Here is a 17,051-nt window from a genome sequence, read left to right as displayed (position 1 = left end):
GCGAGGGAAAGAAAATGAAACAACATCAGTTCAGCCACTGGTCTGAAATTAAGTATTTAAAGGATATTGTCACCAACCCAATGATTGAGGTAGGAGAGTACTCTTACTACTCTGGTTATTACGATAATCTTGATTTTGAAGATGGGTGTGTTAGATACCTTTGGGGTGATGAACAATCAAGAAAGTTGTTTAATCCCAGTGAAGATTATGGTTGGCATTTAGATAAATTGATTATAGGAAATTATGTTTGTATTGCTAGTGGTGTAATTATTCTCATGGGTGGGAATCACAATCATCATCCTGAATGGATCACCGTGTATCCTTTTGTAGATCAGATTGCAAACTCTTACGAATCCAAAGGGGATACAATCATTGCAAGTGATGCCTGGATTGGGATGAATGCAATGATTATGCCCGGTGTGAAAATAGGCGAAGGTGCTATTGTTGCGGCAGGATCAGTTGTTGTAAAGGATGTCCCACCGTATACGATAGTAGGCGGCAATCCTGCTAAAGTGATCAAGCAACGGTTTACAGATCAAGAAATCGAAAAGTTAAAGGAAATGTGCTGGTTCGATTGGAAACGTGAGAAAATTGAACAAGCCACGTCTATCTTTTCAAGTTCATCTATTGATCAATTATATGACTTTTACCTTAAAGAAATAAAAAAATAACAAAATCAGAACAGGCTGCCGGTATATTCTGCAGCCTGTTCTTTTATCTGACAGGGTAGTTTAACAATAATTGTTTTTTACCAGATTAATCCTAATTAGTATGTTAATATAGGAATGGACTCATTTAATAAGTTAGGAGGAAATTATATTATGGCCTTACCTTTACAAATCCGTCGAATGACACAAAACGATATTGCTATTATACATACGGGGTTATCTGAGCATGACGTAAGCCAACCTCTTGATTATGTCCAACGTTGTTGGCAAGAAAATCAAAATGAAAAGCGAGTTACAATTTTAGCTTTTTGTGAAAATGAGTTTGTTGGATGGGGACATGTGGTATACAGGTCGGAATATCCTTATTTTGCAGAGAATAATATACCTGAAATTCAAAACTTTGACGTCATCCCGCCATTTAGGAAACGTGGGGTAGGAAGTGTATTAATTGAAGCTCTTGAAAAAGATGCTTTTACTATATCTAATACTATTGGTATTGGATTTGGATTATACGCTGACTATGGAACCGCACAACGGATGTATATAAAGCGTGGTTTTATCCCTGATGGGCGGGGAATCATGTACGATAATAAGCCTGTTGAGCCTGGGGCACATGTTTGTGTGGACGATGATCTCTGCCTTTATCTAATAAAAACTATTGAGCAATAAAAGCAGCTCTTGTACGGGGGAGATAGATTCTGAAGTATATCGAATTTGGTCTTGGCAATACATGGCTTATTAGAACTGAAACGGAGTTAGAGGATGGAACGGAATATGAAGAAAAAGGCATAGTGAAACCGGTAAAGTTCCGCTCGTTATATTTTAGAGTTTGGATTGGCAAAACCGTAATCATTCTAGACTTAAGACAAGGCTTGAAAATAAGTAAGAAGAGTCGTAAAACGTTGAAGATTATTTTTGGTATAACAAGTCTTTAGGTTAAGTATGACAAGGTTGCCGTCTAAATGAACAAATGGAGGAGCAAGATGAACTCATTTTTAATACAAAAATATAGTCCGCAAAGAGATAAGGCGCAAATTGAACATATGTTACTTCACAATAAGGATTTATTAAAGAGTTTTTATCAAAATGAAGAAAGCAACAGAGAGAACATTGTGGTTGCCATTATGAATGATACATCCATAGGCTTTCTTTCATTTAACGGGTTTGGAAGAAAACCACAAGCAATCCTGTTTGTTAATAAAGAGTATGACACAATGGAAGTCGGCTCCAAGCTTATAGAAGAATATGAAAACATGCTTATACATAATGAAACAGTAGAGCATACAGTATTCAATGTTCTTTCTAGCAATGCTCAATTAATCAGCGTTTTGGAAAAAAATAATTATCGCGTATACTTTGCCATCTATAATATGGAACGAACAGGCGCTCCCTTTCCTTCAGAGAATATCCTGGTTAGAAATTATGAGGAAAAGGATTACTTTGAATGGGACAGAGTTTGCGAATTAGCTTTTTATCATATGCGTCAACGTGTAGGAATGTATCCCTCGTTTTTTTATAAACCTGTGGAATGGGAACGGGAACAGTATGCGGAGAATAAAGATAATATGTTTGTAATGATAGTTGATGAAACGATAGTAGCAGTAGGCAAGATAGCAGGAAATAAAATAAGTATGGTTGCTATTTCGATAGAACATCAATCACGAGGTTATGGAAGATCTTTTGTGAAATTTCTTATTAATGAAATCATTAGTAGAGGTGAAGATAAGGTCATACTTGAAGTAGTGAAGGGGAATTTTGCGAAAGCCTTATATGAGAGCCTTGGGTTTAAAGAAACGGAAATATACCACAACTATATCAAGTATTTTAGACCTGACACGAGACTTAGCGCTCCACCTGAGAATTATTAAAAAACTCAAAAATATAATGACAAGCGAGGTTTATATGGATCAGCCAGAGATTTTGACTCAAGCGCTGTCTAAGTTTTATGAAGAACTTGAACGATCTAATTTACCGGTTAATACTTTTATGCTATTGCGAAAGGGAGAAGTTATTACCGAGTTTTATCGTCAACCGTATCGCAAAAACGTTCCCCAATTTTTATTTTCTCTGAGTAAGAGCTTTACATCTATTGCAGCAGGCATAGCATGGGATAACGGTTATTTTGAATTAACGGATAAAGTGGTTTCTTTTTTCCCAGATCAGCTTCCTAGCTCAATTTCACCTAATTTAGATAAGATGACGATACATCATCTTCTTTCCATGAATACGGGGCATAACAATAATATATATGGTGCGATAGCCAAGCAAAATGATTGGGTTCGTGCCTTTTTAGCTTTGGACGTAGAAGATGAACCGGGAAGTTATTACAATTACAATATACACGCCACTTATATGGTTTCGGCTATTATCGAAAAGACGACTGGAGAGAATCTTGTTGATTTTCTAATGCCAAGATTATTTACTCCATTGGACATAGAAAGACCGGATTGGGAGACTTGCCCGTTAGGAATTGTTGCTGGTGGAATGGGACTAAGCATACCAACAGATGGAATTGCGAAATTTGGCCAGATGCTCCTCAATCAAGGAGTTTACAATAGCTGTAGAATTGTTTCTGAAGATTATTTAAAGCTGGCACTAAATGAACAAAGCGATAATCGTTGGGGACAAAATAAGGCTGATTGGTCAAACGGATATGGTTATCAGTTCTTTATGTGCAGGAATGGATGTAAGATGGGGAATGGAGCTTTTGGTCAATTGTGTTTCATTGATCCGAGTCGAGAGATTGTGATTGCTGCAACTTCAAGTTTTACCGAGATGAAGAAGTTACAGGATTTTTTAGATATCATATATGCAAATTTACTGAACCTTGATTGGCCAACGGTTGTATCTAACATTATTAAACCTCCTACATTTACCTCCTTAGTAGACAGGATAGTTAAAGTAGATTATAGATCGTACAGTGGAATTTATATCTTTGAAGATAATAAGCATAAAATCAAAGAATTAACACTGAAGTTTGAAGAAGATCACCTTAGTTTTTCTTTACTTTACGACGATCATTTAGATGAATTTAACTTCAATTTTTTAAAGCCTGCCTATGCAAAATGTTTATTTATTAAAGACTTATCCCTTAGTGAGCAGGAAGTTTGTACATCTGCAAGCTGGCAATATGCTGATTCTAAATTAATCCTCACGGTATATTACATTGAAACCCCTTACGTAGTTGATTACACCTTAAGTTTTAGCGGTAAAAAAATTGAATTGCATATGCATAGGAATCTTTCCTTGGAGGATAGAGAAGACATAACTGTTATTGGTTGGGAGGGATGAAATGATCAAGGGTAAAGGATGGATGGCTGTTTTATTTTTGCTGTTTTCTTTAGTTTTTGTGGGAATCACACATCAGGGGACTATGTTTGGGGATTACCTCTTCAGAACCATTGGAATTCCGCCTTGGAGCGAGCCTGCGACAAACCATGGTTTACATTACTCAGCGATATTCGGGATCATTATGTTAATCGTCAGTGGGAGTTTAACTATAAAGCACTTTAGACAGCGTTATAAAAAATATGTAGGCAGAACCGTTTTGCTTGCTATCATCATTTTCATTACGTTATATCCATTTCTAACAGAACGATTGTATTATCTTGTGAATATGAACAATGAAGGAATTGAAGTTGTGGATTTTCTGGAAAAAGATTCGCACTGTATGTACGGTACTCAAGAGGATATAGTGAAGGTTCAATGTACAATCAGGCTAATCAACTATGGCGGGCAAAATGAAACCGTTATGATTCGTCCAATCTTTCGAGAGTATGGTAATTCTCAAGGGATTTGGTCATTCGCAGAGGTTCAGCCGCAAGAGATTACATTGTTACCAAGATCTAATATTAAACATAACATTCACTTTGAGAGTAAGCCTGATGCTCGGATCGCTGAATTCGGGGCGAACGGTAATACCGATTATTTTGGTGTGGAATTCGTCAAGGATGGACAGAAAAAGGTAGTCTTTAGGGACTGAATTGATAAAAAGATTTATGTCAGTTTTAGCTTTGGTATTATTACAGCTGAGCAGTAACGGAGGGGAAGGTTTCCAGTGACTCAACGACTGATAACAAAAGTGAACCAGCACCTCGATAGTGTGCGTGTGCTGGTTCAAGAAATGATCATGTCTTTAGGTAGCGAACAACGGAAACAGGAAGCGTGTGTTCACCTGTACGGAGTGTCTAGCTTCGCTTCATTGCTTGCCATGAAAAGAGAACAAAATCAGGAATTGGCAGCCATTATAGGACTGCTTCATAATTATTATTTCTTCAAAACCGGAGTCAAGGATTTTCCAGGTCCCAACAGTGCAGATACCGTAAGGCCTTTATTAAGAGACTTGAATATGTTCACCAATGAAGAGCTGACTCAAATTCTAAAGGCGATCTTCCATCAAGGGGATAGGAATAAAGTTAAGGGTCCCTATGAAGAGATTCTAAAGGATGCTCAAGTTCTACAATTACACTTGCAGAATAGGGACTGTAATGTAACACAACAGGACACGAATAGGCTTCGGAATGTACTTCGTGAAATGACGATTCCAGAGGATTTTTTGGAAGAGATAGATTACAGTAGCGGGGCTGAAGTTCACCAGCCTACGGATAAACGAGGCAAGTTGGCTAATATTGCTGAAGCATTTGGAAAAGAAAACATTGTTGGAATACCAGGAAACGAACGATATCGAGAAATCTGTAAATATTGGCCTGACCAAGGGATTTATAAAGTATTACAAAACAATTGGTGCGCAGCATTTGTATATTACTGCTGTATGCAAGCTGGCTTTCTGCTGCCGATTCGATATCCGAATGCTGATTTTCGATTAGCTGGCGTAGGGGCATGGTTAGAGTGGGCGCAACTACCTGAGACCGCATTTTTTTATTTTGACGGGCAAGAGGGGTTTACTCCTCAACGTGGTGATATTGTGATTTATGAAAAATTGCTAACTAATGACCCTCACGATCATACAGGTATTGTTTTAGCATGCGATGACAAAGAGATCTTAGTTGCTGAAGGAAATAGGGATAATCAGAATTATTCCAGTGTTTTCTACAGAGATCGCTGGCATTGCGTATATGGCTATATCCGTATCGCTAATGACTATGAATTTGAGTTTAATGGAGAGTATACTCCAATTAGTTGAGGATGAAGAAGATTGCTTAATGGGCGAGTGTAGGAATTATATACTTGCCTTTTAAAAATGTTAGAGTTATCATAGATTTCTAAAGTCGTTAATGGAGGTGCTGAATGAAATATTCCCAAGCGACAGATTATGCACTTCATGCAATGCTCTATATGGTGACGGTGGCGTCTGATAAGCCGGTGGGTGTTCAATTGCTTGCTGAGAAGCTGGGTGTTTCCCAAACCTATCTGTCCAAAATGATGACTAAGCTAGTGAAGGCTGGATTAATTCAATCTGCACCTGGCGCTAATGGTGGTTATCGTCTCAGACGCAAGTCGGAGGAAATTTCTTTTTTGGATATTATCCATGCAATCGAAGGAACGGCTTCCTTTTTTGAATGCAGTCTAGATCACGGAAGTGAATGTCTGATTCAACAGGTTGTGATTGACGCTGAGCGACAGATGGAGCGGTACTTAGAGAACACGAAAATTGCAGATTTGGCAAAAACGATGAAGACGGAGTAAAGATCCGTTCTTTTTTCGGGCTTATTAGGGATAATATAAATCCGTAATAACTTTAATGCGGGTTTTGATACTAAAATGTGAAGTTTAAAACAATGGAGGATGATTACAATGACTGATGAGCAAAAATTAAATGCCAAGAGGGCGACCTATGAAAAAACAACTCGTATTTCGATTCCCTCTTATGATTCATTATTTTCGATGATCCAATCTTATTTTCGCTTCGAATTAGGTGACATCCCTGTATCTTTGCTCGTGGTCGGTGCGGGGGGAGGAAATGAATTTTCGGCATGGGGTCCATCTAACCCAAACTGGACATTTACTGGAGTGGATCCTTCGGAAGATATGCTTAAGATCGCGAAGTTAAAGATAGATGAACTGGGCTTAGAGAGCCGTGTCAGTCTGATTCCTGGGACAATCGATGATCTTCCTCAGCAGGACTCAAAGTTCGATGTGGCAAGTTGTATTTTGGTCCTTCATTTCATTCATGATGTTCAAGAAAAATTGAAATTGCTTCGCTCCATAAAGGATAATCTGAAACCGGGTGCTCCATTTGTTCTCGTAAGTGCATATGGAGATTTGGATGATCCTGAACTCCACGACAGAATAAATGTATGGAAAAGCTTTTGGGTTGCAGGGTATGAATCTCCCGAAGCGTTTGATAATGTAAGTAGCAATATTACGAAAATTTCTTTTCTTCCTGAAAAACAAATTGAAGAGTTATTGAAAGAATCAGGCTTCACGAGAATCACTCGATTTTATTCTACTGGAATTATGGCAGGCTGGATGTGTCACGCGGAGTGACTTGAATACTTTCAGACTCAGATGACGTTATTTGCATATATTTAGCCTTTGGAGCATGATTTCGGACTCCAGTGCTGCTATTCCTTAAATAGAGGATGATATATGGTGATTATCAAGCTCATAGCGGCTATGGAGTCCGCGAGCACCCTTAATATAGTAAAAAGTAGCGCATAAGGTCAACTGTGTCCTATAGCGGCTTCGTTCGTGTGAATAATATCTAATCAAACCAAGTTTAAGGATTAGATCAGCGATCAGTTAGATTCAAAAAGTAAGGGTGCCCAACAGCCATTGTATGGCTATGGACACCCCATTGTTTTTAACGAAAGTGACTAATCTATACATGAAGCTTGTAACGATTTGCTTTGCTCATCTGCTGAATGTCTGCAAGTTCCTCCGAAGTGAGTGGAGCTACATCAGCAGCCATTACATTGCTTTTTAATTGCTCCAGACTGCTTGCCCCAGGAATAATAACGGCTACAGATGGATTAGCTAGTGGATAATGCAGCGCTGTTTGTGCAAGATTGCGAGAGTCACTAGTTTCCTGTGAAAGCCGATCATGCAAATTCAGAAGTTCCTCACTACTGTAATCTAAGTAATTCTTTTCCGCCTTGCTGCGACCACGCTCTGATAGAATGCCCCCTGCTAAAGGTCCGCGTGCGATCATGCTAATTCCATGCTTAGCTAGCAGAGGAAGGATTTCTTCCTCAGGACGTCGATCTAAAATGCTATATTGGCTCATAACACTTACAATATTTGATTTTTTCACATATTCTCTAATTACATTAGGACGAATAGAAGAGATCCCATAATAGCGGATAAGACCCTCTTGCTTAAGTTCTTCAAAAGCTTCAATCGTTTCGTCAATTGGATCTTCAATAGTGCCGCCATGCAGCTGGTATAGATCGATGTAATCCGTTTGCAGCCGTTTGAGACTATCTTTGACTGCATTTTTAATATAGGTTTTTGAAGGGTCCCAGCTCCAGCCTTCTTGACCGGGAATTCTGCGGTTGCCAACTTTTGTTGTTAGGATTACATCCTGACGACGTTGACGAATGGCTTTGCCAATAATCTCTTCATTACGGCCCTCATCATAAAGATCTGCTGTATCAACAAAATTGATTCCTTGATCGAGTGCTTCATGAACAATGGAAATGGCTTTCGCCTCATCCGTACCCAAAGACATACAGCCAAGTCCTATCTCACTTACATACAAATCGGATTGTCCTAAACGATTTTTTCTCATAGCGCATTCCTTTCTACTTCTGTTGTTGTTATATTATAACGTTTTGGAGATTTGAATTCTAATGGTGCTGCTGACTTCCATTGACTTTATGATCTTTTGGCTTTATCGTCATAGCATATATTATTTATTAGATGAAGATAGATAGGGAGAGATTTGATCATATGGAACAAGCGATGTTTGCAGGCGGATGTTTTTGGTGCATGGTGACACCGTTTGAGGAATTACCAGGCATTCATGGAATTGTATCGGGATATGCGGGAGGGTTAACTGAGAATCCAACCTACGAAGAAGTCAAAACCGGAACAACGGGGCATTACGAGGTTGTGCAGATTACGTTTGATCCAGCGCTTTTTTCATACGAGAAGCTGCTTGAATTATATTGGCCTCAGATTGACCCTACCGATGATGGTGGGCAATTCCAGGATCGAGGAACTCAGTACCGGACAGCGATCTTCTATTATAATGAAGAACAGCGGTTAGCGGCTCTTGCCTCGAAAGAACAGGTTGCGGGCAGCGGCAGATTCTCCGGTCCAGTCGTTACGGAAATTCTTCCGGTGCCAACTTTTTATCGTGCAGAAGAGTATCATCAGGATTATCATCATAAGAATCCTAAGCACTACAAAGAAGATCGGGAGCAATCCGGTCGGGATACTTTTATCGCAAAACACTGGTAAGCATTGAAAAATCTAGACCAAGAGCATCCTGAGTCATACATGGCTTACGGGATGCTCTTTTTGCATTATATACAAATTTTATTTATTTTAAATTCTACATACTTTCCACACATTTGTAGACTAAACTACTCTAAATCAAGCGAGAACATCACACAGGAGGGTTTAGGATGAAAAAAATCATACCATTTGTTGCCGTTAGTTTGCTTTTGAGTACAGTGATAACAAGCTGCCAATCAGGCAATAATGTTCCATCTAAGGTTAATTCGCATGCTAGTTCTGCAACGGTGGAGCCACCTTGGATAGCTACGAAGAATACTACTCGCATTAACACTTCAGATCCGATTCAAGCCGCAGTGTTAGTTTCTCAGACTTTATGGACTGCGCAAACAAAGAATAATAGACCCTCAAGTGTAGTTTTGACGGATGTGAGTAATTGGCAGATTTCCGCAGTTAGTGCAGATTTGATTCATCATCCCAGTAACGGCCCCGTCCTGTATACCGCAAAAGATGGGGTTCCTGAGGTTACCCTCGCAGAACTTAAGCGACTGAATCCAATAGGTGCTGATGGCAATAATGGGGTTCAGGTAGTGCTTGTTGGGCCTATGGCATCTAATGTAAAACAACAATTAAAGGCCATTGATTTAAAAGTAGACCGGATAGAAGGGGATGAGCCAGCGGCTGTAGCTCAGGCTATAGATACTTATTACGCTAAAGCAGCCGGCGAACTTCCAAAGTCGGTCATTATTGGTTCTATGGATAATCCTGAGTACACGCTGCCAGCAGTGAATTGGATCGCACATATGCCGGAACCTCTACTCTATGTAACCAAAGACGAAATTCCTAACTCAACGGTCGAGGCTTTAAAAGAACGTGGAGGTAGCGCAACCATTTACATCCTAGGAGCAGAAGACATTGTCTCAGCAGATGTAGAAAAGCAATTAAAAGAATACGGAACAGTTACCCGTATAGCTGGAGAAGATGTTTTTAAGAACGCTATAGCTTTTGCAAGTTTTAAGGATGCCAATAACGGATTCGGCTGGGGAATCACTACACCCGGTCATAACCTGTCTTTGTTAACCACGGATTCAACGATGCTCACTATCGCCGCTGCGCCGTTTTCCCATTTGGGGAAACATGCGCCGCTTATTTTTACAGAAAAAGACGGGCTGCCAGATTCAGTAATGGAGTATATGATGGAGCTTCAACCTAAATTTCAAGATTCACCAGCGGAAGGTCCTTACAATCATGCTTGGATAACTGGAGATAACCTTGCAATAAATGAGCGAGCACAAAGTGAAATTGATGACATGCTAGAAATCTCACCTGCTGCAGGAGGCAATCCGCATTCCGGCCACTAACCATAATCACAGGCTGGCATCATTTAGAGATGATGTCGGCTTGTTCTGTGTTTTTTTGTATAATGAGAAGAACTAGGTCATAAAGAGGGTGAACGGCTTGAATAAGCTACAGATACTGATCGTAGATGATGAATGGAACATGCGGAATTTATTGCGGATTTATTTAAGTAAAGAAGGGATGTCTACAAAAGAGGCGTCAACGGGTCATGAGGCACTCCAACTGTTGAAACAACACAGCTTTGACCTAATCTTGCTGGATGTGATGATGCCGGATATGGATGGCTGGCAGGTCTGCAAGCTGGTGAGGGAGACAAGCTCTATCCCAATTCTAATGCTAACCGCACGTTCTGAAACCAAGGATAAGGTACGTGGTCTCGGTATAGGAGCAGATGATTATCTTACTAAACCGTTTGAGCCGGAAGAATTAGTGGCTAGGATTTATTCTCTGCTGCGGCGTTCAACACTTACATTTGCCCACCAACCTCAGGATAAGGTGCTCACATACCCTGATTTTAAAATATACCCAGAAGCTAGGGAGGTACATATTCAGGATACATCCATTGAATTCACTCTCAAGGAGTTTGATTTACTGGCTACTTTGGCGCAAAACACTACCCGGGTTTTTACGAGAGAAGAACTGGTGGAACGATTATGGGGGAATAATTATGAGGGGGAGAATCGTGTTATCGACACCCATATTAAGAATATCCGTGAGAAATTGCATAAGGCAGGCCTCTCCTATAATCCGGTTCAAACAGTGTGGGGGTTAGGTTATAAATTTCACGCTCCCGGTAATCTGGTATGAAAAATAACATCATCGGACTTAAGCTTGGTTATATTATAATGTCTGTTTTTTTAGTAGTTTTGCTTGTCCTTGGAATTACTATAGACCGGATGTTTACAAGCTTCTATTACAACGAGATGCAAAAAGAGACGGAGGAACTCACCTCACATTTTATCGGAATGGCGGAATCGCAGGATAGTTCAAATGAGCAGATGATGAGTACCTTTGCAGAATTTTCGGATGTCAGTATCTTTAATATCTCGAAGGATGGCAATGTGATACTGCACTCGGGTGTACATGATCGTTCGGATCGTTCATTCATCCAAGCTTCGGATGTTAGCCGGATTTTCGCTGGGAAAAGTGTTGATTTTGAGTATAAAGATCCTGCTGGACATTCCTATTTTATCATTGGAAAACCAATAATGGAGGGGGATACAACTCAGTCTGCACTTTATGTAATGTCCTCTACAGAGAGTATGAAGCAATCTTTGGCTTCCATCCGGAACCTGCTGCTGATTGCAGGAATAGGGGCTTTTATATTGGCTATAGGGATCACTGGTGTGATCGCCATGATTTTGTCCAGACCTCTGATCAAGATGCAAAAGGCAACCCGGAAAATCGCGGCTGGCGAGCTGGAAACGAGACTTTCTATACGTAGTACCGATGAGATTGGTTTTTTGGCTGCGGCCATAAATGATCTGGCTGTCGATCTACAACGATACAGGGATACAAGGCAGGAATTTCTGGCAAATATCTCACATGAGCTGAGAACGCCCATTACATATTTGGAGGGGTACACCAAGGTTATAAAAGATGGGCTTTACGAGACCGAGGGGGAAAGGGATCTATACTTGGATATCATTCATCAGGAAGCACATCGGCTCCAGCATCTGGTGGATGATTTATTTGAACTGGCAAAGATGGAGGAAGGAAAGGTTACACTTACCCAAGAGTGGATCGATCTCAGTCAGCTAACGGAACAAGCCGTGCGCAGAGTTGAACTGAAAGCAAAAGAGAAGGGGTTACAGCTGAAGCTTCAGCTTAGCGGAGATGCGTATATGATCCGTGGAGATCAAAAACGTATGGAACAGATTATAATGAACCTTCTGGAAAATGCAATTCGTTATACGGATGAAGGCGAGATTATTGTTCATGTGGAATTTACAGCGGATGCTGCAACTCTAATAGTTGAAGATACAGGAATAGGTATTCCTGAGGAAGAGCTTCCCTATATCTTCGAGCGTTTCTACCGGGTAGAGAAATCACGTTCAAGACAATACGGAGGTTCAGGTCTGGGACTTTCCATTGTTAAAAAGCTGGTGGAATTGCATGGAGGCAAGATTCGAATGATGAGTCAGCCTGGAGCGGGTACTCGTTGCGAGGTGCAACTATTGAATTTATCTAAATCCGAATACATGTAAGTAAAAAGAGACTTCCGATACAAAATGAGGTCTCTTTTTTGCATGTTTATAATGTTATTGATTCGACTCAAGCTCTTCAAGTGCCCATTCGCAAAATTGTATAGAGCTCTCCATATCAAGCACACGTTTGTGGATCAGTAAATAACGTCCAAAAGTGGTGGCTTTTAACTCACGAGTCTCACCGCGTTCATCACGCAAGACTTCGTTTGCTTTGAGCAAAACCTTGTATCGCTCCAGCTCACTTTTACAAAACTCTGCACGTTTTAGCAATAGGTCCTTGGCTTCTTTCGGGTTGGATAGCCATAAGCTATACAGCTTAAAATGCAGCTCATCCCGCAGCACCGGAGGCTCTGCAGTAGTTTCCACCCATTGCCGTAATTGCTCCAGTCCTGCTTTCGTAATGGAGTATTCTTTTTTATCCGGTTTATCGGTCTGTTCAATGAGCTTAAAGGTGATATAACCTTGCTGCTCCATGCTCATTAATAGAGGGTAGATTTGACTATGTCCAGCACGCCAGAGCGGCTTGATATTCTGAGTTAATTCATATCCAGACAATGAGTTAGCGCTAAGTAAAGCTAGAAGTCCATAAGACAGTGTATTCATTACTATAAAGCCCTCCAGTTATTATAAATCCGTTTTCATTGAATTTTTCGGGGATATGTCATCATTGACATATTGATCATACGATTATAACATTATTCAAGTCACCTTATATATGTAAAAGTAGACATATAAAAAAATAATGAGGAGGGGAAGCATGGAAGAAAATCAAGCAAGCAAAATACATTTTTGGCCGATCATGATTGCCATATTCTTCGGAAATTTCGTCTCTGTCTTAAGTACAACGACGATCAACATTGCTGTTCCTCTTTTAATGGATCATTTCAATACGAGTCTGAACACCATGCAATGGATGGTCACCGGTTTTATGCTGGCGACAGGAGTAACCGCACCACTCGCCGGATATCTCGGAGGAAGATTCAGCTACAAAAGGCTTTATCTTTTCGCCTTGATGGGATTCACCATGTTCTCTTTGCTTTGTGCTTTGGCATGGGATCCAACATCATTAATTGTATTTCGGATGCTACAGGGTTCGTGTAGCGGTCTCATCATGGCTTGTACAATGACCATCATATTTCAAGTAATACCGGGAGAACGCAGACCTTTTGCAGTAAGCCTCTGGTCGTTATCCGCGATGGTCGCGCCAGCCATAGGACCAACGTTTAGCGGGTGGCTGCTCCAATATGCCAGCTGGCATTGGTTATTCTTAATTAACATCCCTATTGGAATCATAGCTGTTATTCTAACCCTAACGTTAATTCCATATTATCGAATGAATATTCCGAAGTCATTTGATATTCCTGGTTTCCTTACCGTTGTCCTCGGTAGTTTATCATTATTAACTGCATTTAGCCAAGGCAATAGCTGGGGATGGACTTCGTGGAAAACCTTATCGTTAATCCTTTTGGGAGTTGTATTGTTAGTTTTGTTTGTTTTGCGCGAGCTGAAGGCGGAGGTACCTCTGCTGAATTTGCGTGTATTCCGTAATCGCCGTTTTACCGCCATGCTTAGTATCTATAGTTTAGTTACGATTGCGATGTATGCCGGAACCTATTTAACCCCTTTGTTCTTACAAACGGTAGAAGGGGCTACAACGCTTAAAACAGGGCTGATTTTATTGCCGTCCTCGATCCTCCTTGCCTTACTGAGTCCAATCGTAGGTAAGCTGTATCCAAAGTTCGGACCTGTGAAGTTGATTTCTGCGGGAATTTTATTTATATTCATCGGTTTATTCATGCTTAGTCGGCTGCAAACGAACATATCTTATAGCTTTATTATGTGGGCGATGGTCGTTCGTAATCTCGGCATTGGACTAGCCAATGTTCCAAGCAGTACAGCCTCAATGGAGGAAATTCCTGTCGAATGGTCTGGGCATGCTACGTCGATCAACAACTGGGTTCGCAATGTGTTAAGCTCACTTGGGATTGCAGTATTCACCTCACTGCTGTCGAGTAGATCCTTACTCCACTCTAAAGAGTTGATCAGCTCCGGTGCAAGTAATACAGATTCGATACGTTTGCTATCGTTCACGATGGGTGTGAATGATGTTTTTGTGGTAGGTTCCATTATTGTGTTGTTTGGATTTCCACTGATGTTTTTATTACGCAAGAAGCGTACTGTGGTAACTGTACAAAACGCAGGATAACCGGTACGATCCAAAAAGCAGATCAAGGTTTTATCCTTGATCTGCTTTTTGACTTAGATTACGTTATGTTAATAAACTTTAATGCATCATATCGCCCATTCCACCCATACTGCCCACAATTTCCGGATTAATCATCCCAAATATCATCGCTATATGCGCCACGACCAAGAAGCCACTAATTAGCAGAAAATGCAGCTTCATCTTGTGCTCTTCCGATCGTTTATGGGCAATCAGATCAAGATCTAACAAAGCCAGTGGCAATAAGGAGAGTACTCCGCTTAAATAGAAGCCCACGGCTACGATATCTACCCATGTGTGCCATTCCCCATTCACAGACAAAGGAATAAACGCAGTTGGGAACAAGTAAAGGAATACCCCTGTGAAATATAACCCTGCGAGTATGCTGCAGACTTTGTTGAAGGATCGTAGTGGGCCTTTTAGGTTCTTGGTGAATAAAATAATAAACTCTGTAATGGTAATCGTCTCAGCGAAAATCACGGGGATTGCCATGAATATAATCAAGTTCCAAGGCTGGTTGTCCGCTAGCAAAGACATGTAATGCGTCATGTTCATAAGATACTCCTCCGATAATATGTAATAGCTTCGGTTACTTATCGTATTCGAGAAGTATGTGGAAAGTATGTGGAAACGAAGGTATGATAAATATATGCAATAATAACAGTCGAGGGGAGCAAGACAACCGTGGGAAGAGGATTACAAAACATTTTATTTGATTTAGATGGTACTTTAACAGACCCCAAAGAAGGCATCACCAAAAGCGTAGAATACGCTTTGAACAAATTTGATATACAGATCGAACATTTGGATGAGCTTCTTCCTTACATAGGTCCTCCGTTATATGATTCATTTATCGAGCTGCACCATTTCACTGAGGAACAAGCGCTTGAAGCGGTTGCTTTTTACCGGGAGCGTTACAGTGCCACGGGATTATTTGAGAATATGGTGATTGAAGGTATACCCCAATTGCTGGAGGGACTTAAGACGAATGGATATTCATTGTATGTAGCAACCTCCAAACCGACTGTTTTTGCAGCACAGATTCTTGAGCATTATAAGCTCGATCATTATTTCAAACATATCGGAGGAAGTAATCTGGACGGTACCCGTTCTAAGAAGCAAGAGGTTATTCAGTACGTGCTTGATGAGAATGACATACATCCAGAGGAAGCGGTAATGATAGGAGATCGTAAGCATGATATGATCGGTGCTATTGGCTGTGGTGTCGAATCTATTGGAGTGACTTTTGGTTATGGTCCCAAGGAAGAGCTTGAACAAGCCGGAGCAGACCATATCGCCTTTCGTGTGGAAGAAATTGCAGATATCATTCAGCATATTTCATTGAGAGAACGGTGCACCAAATGAGTGTTATGAATACTGAACTACTTGACGGGAAAACAATTAAGCTGGTTCCAATAGATGAAAGTCATGCAGAAGGATTGGCGAGAGTGTTAAGAAATCCAGACATCTGGGAATTTACCTGGCGAAAAATAACGTCGGACGAGCAGGTGCAAGGATTAATCTCAACAGCTTTAGCAAATCAAAAAAACGGTTCACAAATTACCTTTACTATCATTGATAAAGCAACGGAGCGAATTATCGGAACCACAAGGATTATGCATCCGGATTTGGTTCATCGCAATGCGGAAATCGGATGTACCTGGATCTCGCCTGATTATTGGAGAACTAGTGTGAACACAGAGGGCAAGTCGCTGCTGCTACACTATTGTTTTGAAGAACTTAAGCTGATCCGTGTAGAATTTACAGTGGTCGCGAACAACTTGAGGTCACAAAGAGCAGTAGAACGAATTGGGGCGGTTAAAGAAGGAGTTCTGCGCAAGCATAGAATCAAGTCTGACGGATCGATTCATGATAATGTGGTCTTTAGCATATTGGATACCGAATGGCCTGCTGTAAAAGAGAATCTGCATTATTTGATAAATGATAAATACGCATAAGTATAGATAGTAGCAAACAAACGGGCTAGGGGCTGTTCCATAGGGAGCTACACTTCATCTAGAATAGATGAATCAGAGTGGCGATGGAAGCAATTAGTTGAAGCAGAGCGTTTAATTGTATTTTGTACAACTATAATTCCTTAATTGGTTGGGTCATAGATATAACTGTATTTAGTACATCTATTTTCCTCATTTACTTCCGTATAGGTAGATTTTTAGGTTTTTAATTGTACAGAATACAATTAAAACAAGTATAGTTGCTTTTTCATCCGGA

General features: G+C 40.4%; 19 protein-coding genes. 16 read left to right on the top strand and 3 right to left on the bottom strand.

The window, feature by feature from the left end:
- Window positions 1-14 precede the first annotated feature (14 nt).
- The 9 genes from MKY63_RS27000 (at window position 15) to MKY63_RS26960 (ending at window position 7,115) form a co-directional block, all read left to right on the top strand.
- Window positions 15-671 carry a CatB-related O-acetyltransferase gene (locus MKY63_RS27000; protein WP_038570785.1) on the top strand — a complete coding sequence of 219 codons (657 nt, stop codon included), beginning with the start codon at window positions 15-17 and terminating at the stop codon, window positions 669-671.
- A 150-nt stretch (window positions 672-821) separates the two neighbouring features.
- A complete protein-coding gene (locus MKY63_RS26995; RefSeq protein WP_036678147.1) occupies window positions 822-1,337 on the top strand; it encodes a GNAT family N-acetyltransferase in 516 nt (171 codons plus the stop codon).
- Between the two features lie 29 nt (window positions 1,338-1,366).
- A complete protein-coding gene (locus MKY63_RS26990) occupies window positions 1,367-1,603 on the top strand; it encodes a DUF3977 family protein (RefSeq protein ID WP_076141673.1) in 237 nt (78 codons plus the stop codon).
- Between the two features lie 48 nt (window positions 1,604-1,651).
- Window positions 1,652-2,536, top strand: coding sequence for a GNAT family N-acetyltransferase (locus MKY63_RS26985; protein ID WP_339810535.1), 885 nt, complete (start codon window positions 1,652-1,654; stop codon window positions 2,534-2,536).
- A 34-nt stretch (window positions 2,537-2,570) separates the two neighbouring features.
- Entirely contained in the window at window positions 2,571-3,959 is a 1,389-nt protein-coding gene (locus MKY63_RS26980; protein WP_339810533.1) for a serine hydrolase, read from the top strand.
- A gap of 1 nt (window position 3,960) precedes the next feature.
- The gene (locus MKY63_RS26975) at window positions 3,961-4,650 is read left to right on the top strand and encodes a hypothetical protein (RefSeq protein ID WP_036678141.1); all 690 of its coding nucleotides are present in this window, start codon (window positions 3,961-3,963) and stop codon (window positions 4,648-4,650) included.
- A gap of 75 nt (window positions 4,651-4,725) precedes the next feature.
- Complete coding sequence (locus MKY63_RS26970; protein WP_339810530.1) at window positions 4,726-5,811, top strand: CHAP domain-containing protein; 1,086 nt, start codon at window positions 4,726-4,728, stop codon at window positions 5,809-5,811.
- 104 nt (window positions 5,812-5,915) lie between these two features.
- Entirely contained in the window at window positions 5,916-6,314 is a 399-nt protein-coding gene (locus MKY63_RS26965) for an Rrf2 family transcriptional regulator (RefSeq protein WP_076296738.1), read from the top strand.
- Window positions 6,315-6,422: 108 nt separating this feature from the next.
- Window positions 6,423-7,115 (top strand): class I SAM-dependent methyltransferase, encoded by a 693-nt coding sequence (locus MKY63_RS26960; protein ID WP_076146100.1) that lies wholly within the window; start codon window positions 6,423-6,425, stop codon window positions 7,113-7,115.
- Window positions 7,116-7,449: 334 nt separating this feature from the next.
- Here MKY63_RS26960 and MKY63_RS26955 read toward each other — a convergent pair whose 3' ends face one another.
- Window positions 7,450-8,358, bottom strand: coding sequence for an aldo/keto reductase (locus tag MKY63_RS26955; RefSeq protein ID WP_339810527.1), 909 nt, complete (start codon window positions 8,356-8,358; stop codon window positions 7,450-7,452).
- 161 nt (window positions 8,359-8,519) lie between these two features.
- Here MKY63_RS26955 and msrA point away from each other — a divergent pair, with 161 nt between their 5' ends.
- The 4 genes from msrA (at window position 8,520) to MKY63_RS26935 (ending at window position 12,595) form a co-directional block, all read left to right on the top strand.
- The gene (msrA, locus tag MKY63_RS26950; RefSeq protein WP_339810525.1) at window positions 8,520-9,032 is read left to right on the top strand and encodes a peptide-methionine (S)-S-oxide reductase MsrA; all 513 of its coding nucleotides are present in this window, start codon (window positions 8,520-8,522) and stop codon (window positions 9,030-9,032) included.
- Between the two features lie 167 nt (window positions 9,033-9,199).
- Window positions 9,200-10,390: a cell wall-binding repeat-containing protein gene (locus MKY63_RS26945; RefSeq protein WP_339810523.1), complete on the top strand. Its 1,191-nt coding sequence runs from the start codon at window positions 9,200-9,202 to the stop codon at window positions 10,388-10,390.
- A 97-nt stretch (window positions 10,391-10,487) separates the two neighbouring features.
- Window positions 10,488-11,195, top strand: a complete 708-nt coding sequence (locus MKY63_RS26940; protein ID WP_176462543.1) for a response regulator transcription factor — start codon at window positions 10,488-10,490, stop codon at window positions 11,193-11,195.
- Complete coding sequence (locus MKY63_RS26935) at window positions 11,192-12,595, top strand: HAMP domain-containing sensor histidine kinase (RefSeq protein ID WP_339810521.1); 1,404 nt, start codon at window positions 11,192-11,194, stop codon at window positions 12,593-12,595. Before MKY63_RS26940 ends, MKY63_RS26935 begins: the two co-directional genes overlap by 4 nt.
- 54 nt (window positions 12,596-12,649) lie before the next feature.
- Here MKY63_RS26935 and MKY63_RS26930 read toward each other — a convergent pair whose 3' ends face one another.
- Complete coding sequence (locus MKY63_RS26930) at window positions 12,650-13,198, bottom strand: PadR family transcriptional regulator (RefSeq protein WP_339810519.1); 549 nt, start codon at window positions 13,196-13,198, stop codon at window positions 12,650-12,652.
- 154 nt (window positions 13,199-13,352) lie between these two features.
- On the opposite strand from MKY63_RS26930, the gene MKY63_RS26925 reads away from it, so the two are divergent.
- Complete coding sequence (locus MKY63_RS26925; RefSeq protein ID WP_076302010.1) at window positions 13,353-14,801, top strand: MDR family MFS transporter; 1,449 nt, start codon at window positions 13,353-13,355, stop codon at window positions 14,799-14,801.
- A gap of 78 nt (window positions 14,802-14,879) precedes the next feature.
- Here MKY63_RS26925 and MKY63_RS26920 read toward each other — a convergent pair whose 3' ends face one another.
- Window positions 14,880-15,374 (bottom strand): DUF6803 family protein, encoded by a 495-nt coding sequence (locus MKY63_RS26920; protein WP_339810516.1) that lies wholly within the window; start codon window positions 15,372-15,374, stop codon window positions 14,880-14,882.
- A gap of 129 nt (window positions 15,375-15,503) precedes the next feature.
- Here MKY63_RS26920 and MKY63_RS26915 point away from each other — a divergent pair, with 129 nt between their 5' ends.
- Both MKY63_RS26915 and MKY63_RS26910 read left to right on the top strand, forming a co-directional pair.
- Entirely contained in the window at window positions 15,504-16,184 is a 681-nt protein-coding gene (locus MKY63_RS26915; RefSeq protein ID WP_339810513.1) for an HAD family hydrolase, read from the top strand.
- Complete coding sequence (locus MKY63_RS26910; protein WP_036678116.1) at window positions 16,181-16,777, top strand: GNAT family N-acetyltransferase; 597 nt, start codon at window positions 16,181-16,183, stop codon at window positions 16,775-16,777. Before MKY63_RS26915 ends, MKY63_RS26910 begins: the two co-directional genes overlap by 4 nt.
- Window positions 16,778-17,051: the final 274 nt, after the last annotated feature.

Origin of the sequence: Paenibacillus sp. FSL R7-0189, from assembly GCF_037969925.1 — a bacterium.
GTDB lineage: Bacteria > Bacillota > Bacilli > Paenibacillales > Paenibacillaceae > Paenibacillus_AQ > Paenibacillus_AQ odorifer.
Note: the sequence above shows the minus strand (reverse complement) of the source record. Positions and strands in the feature narration are given on the sequence as shown.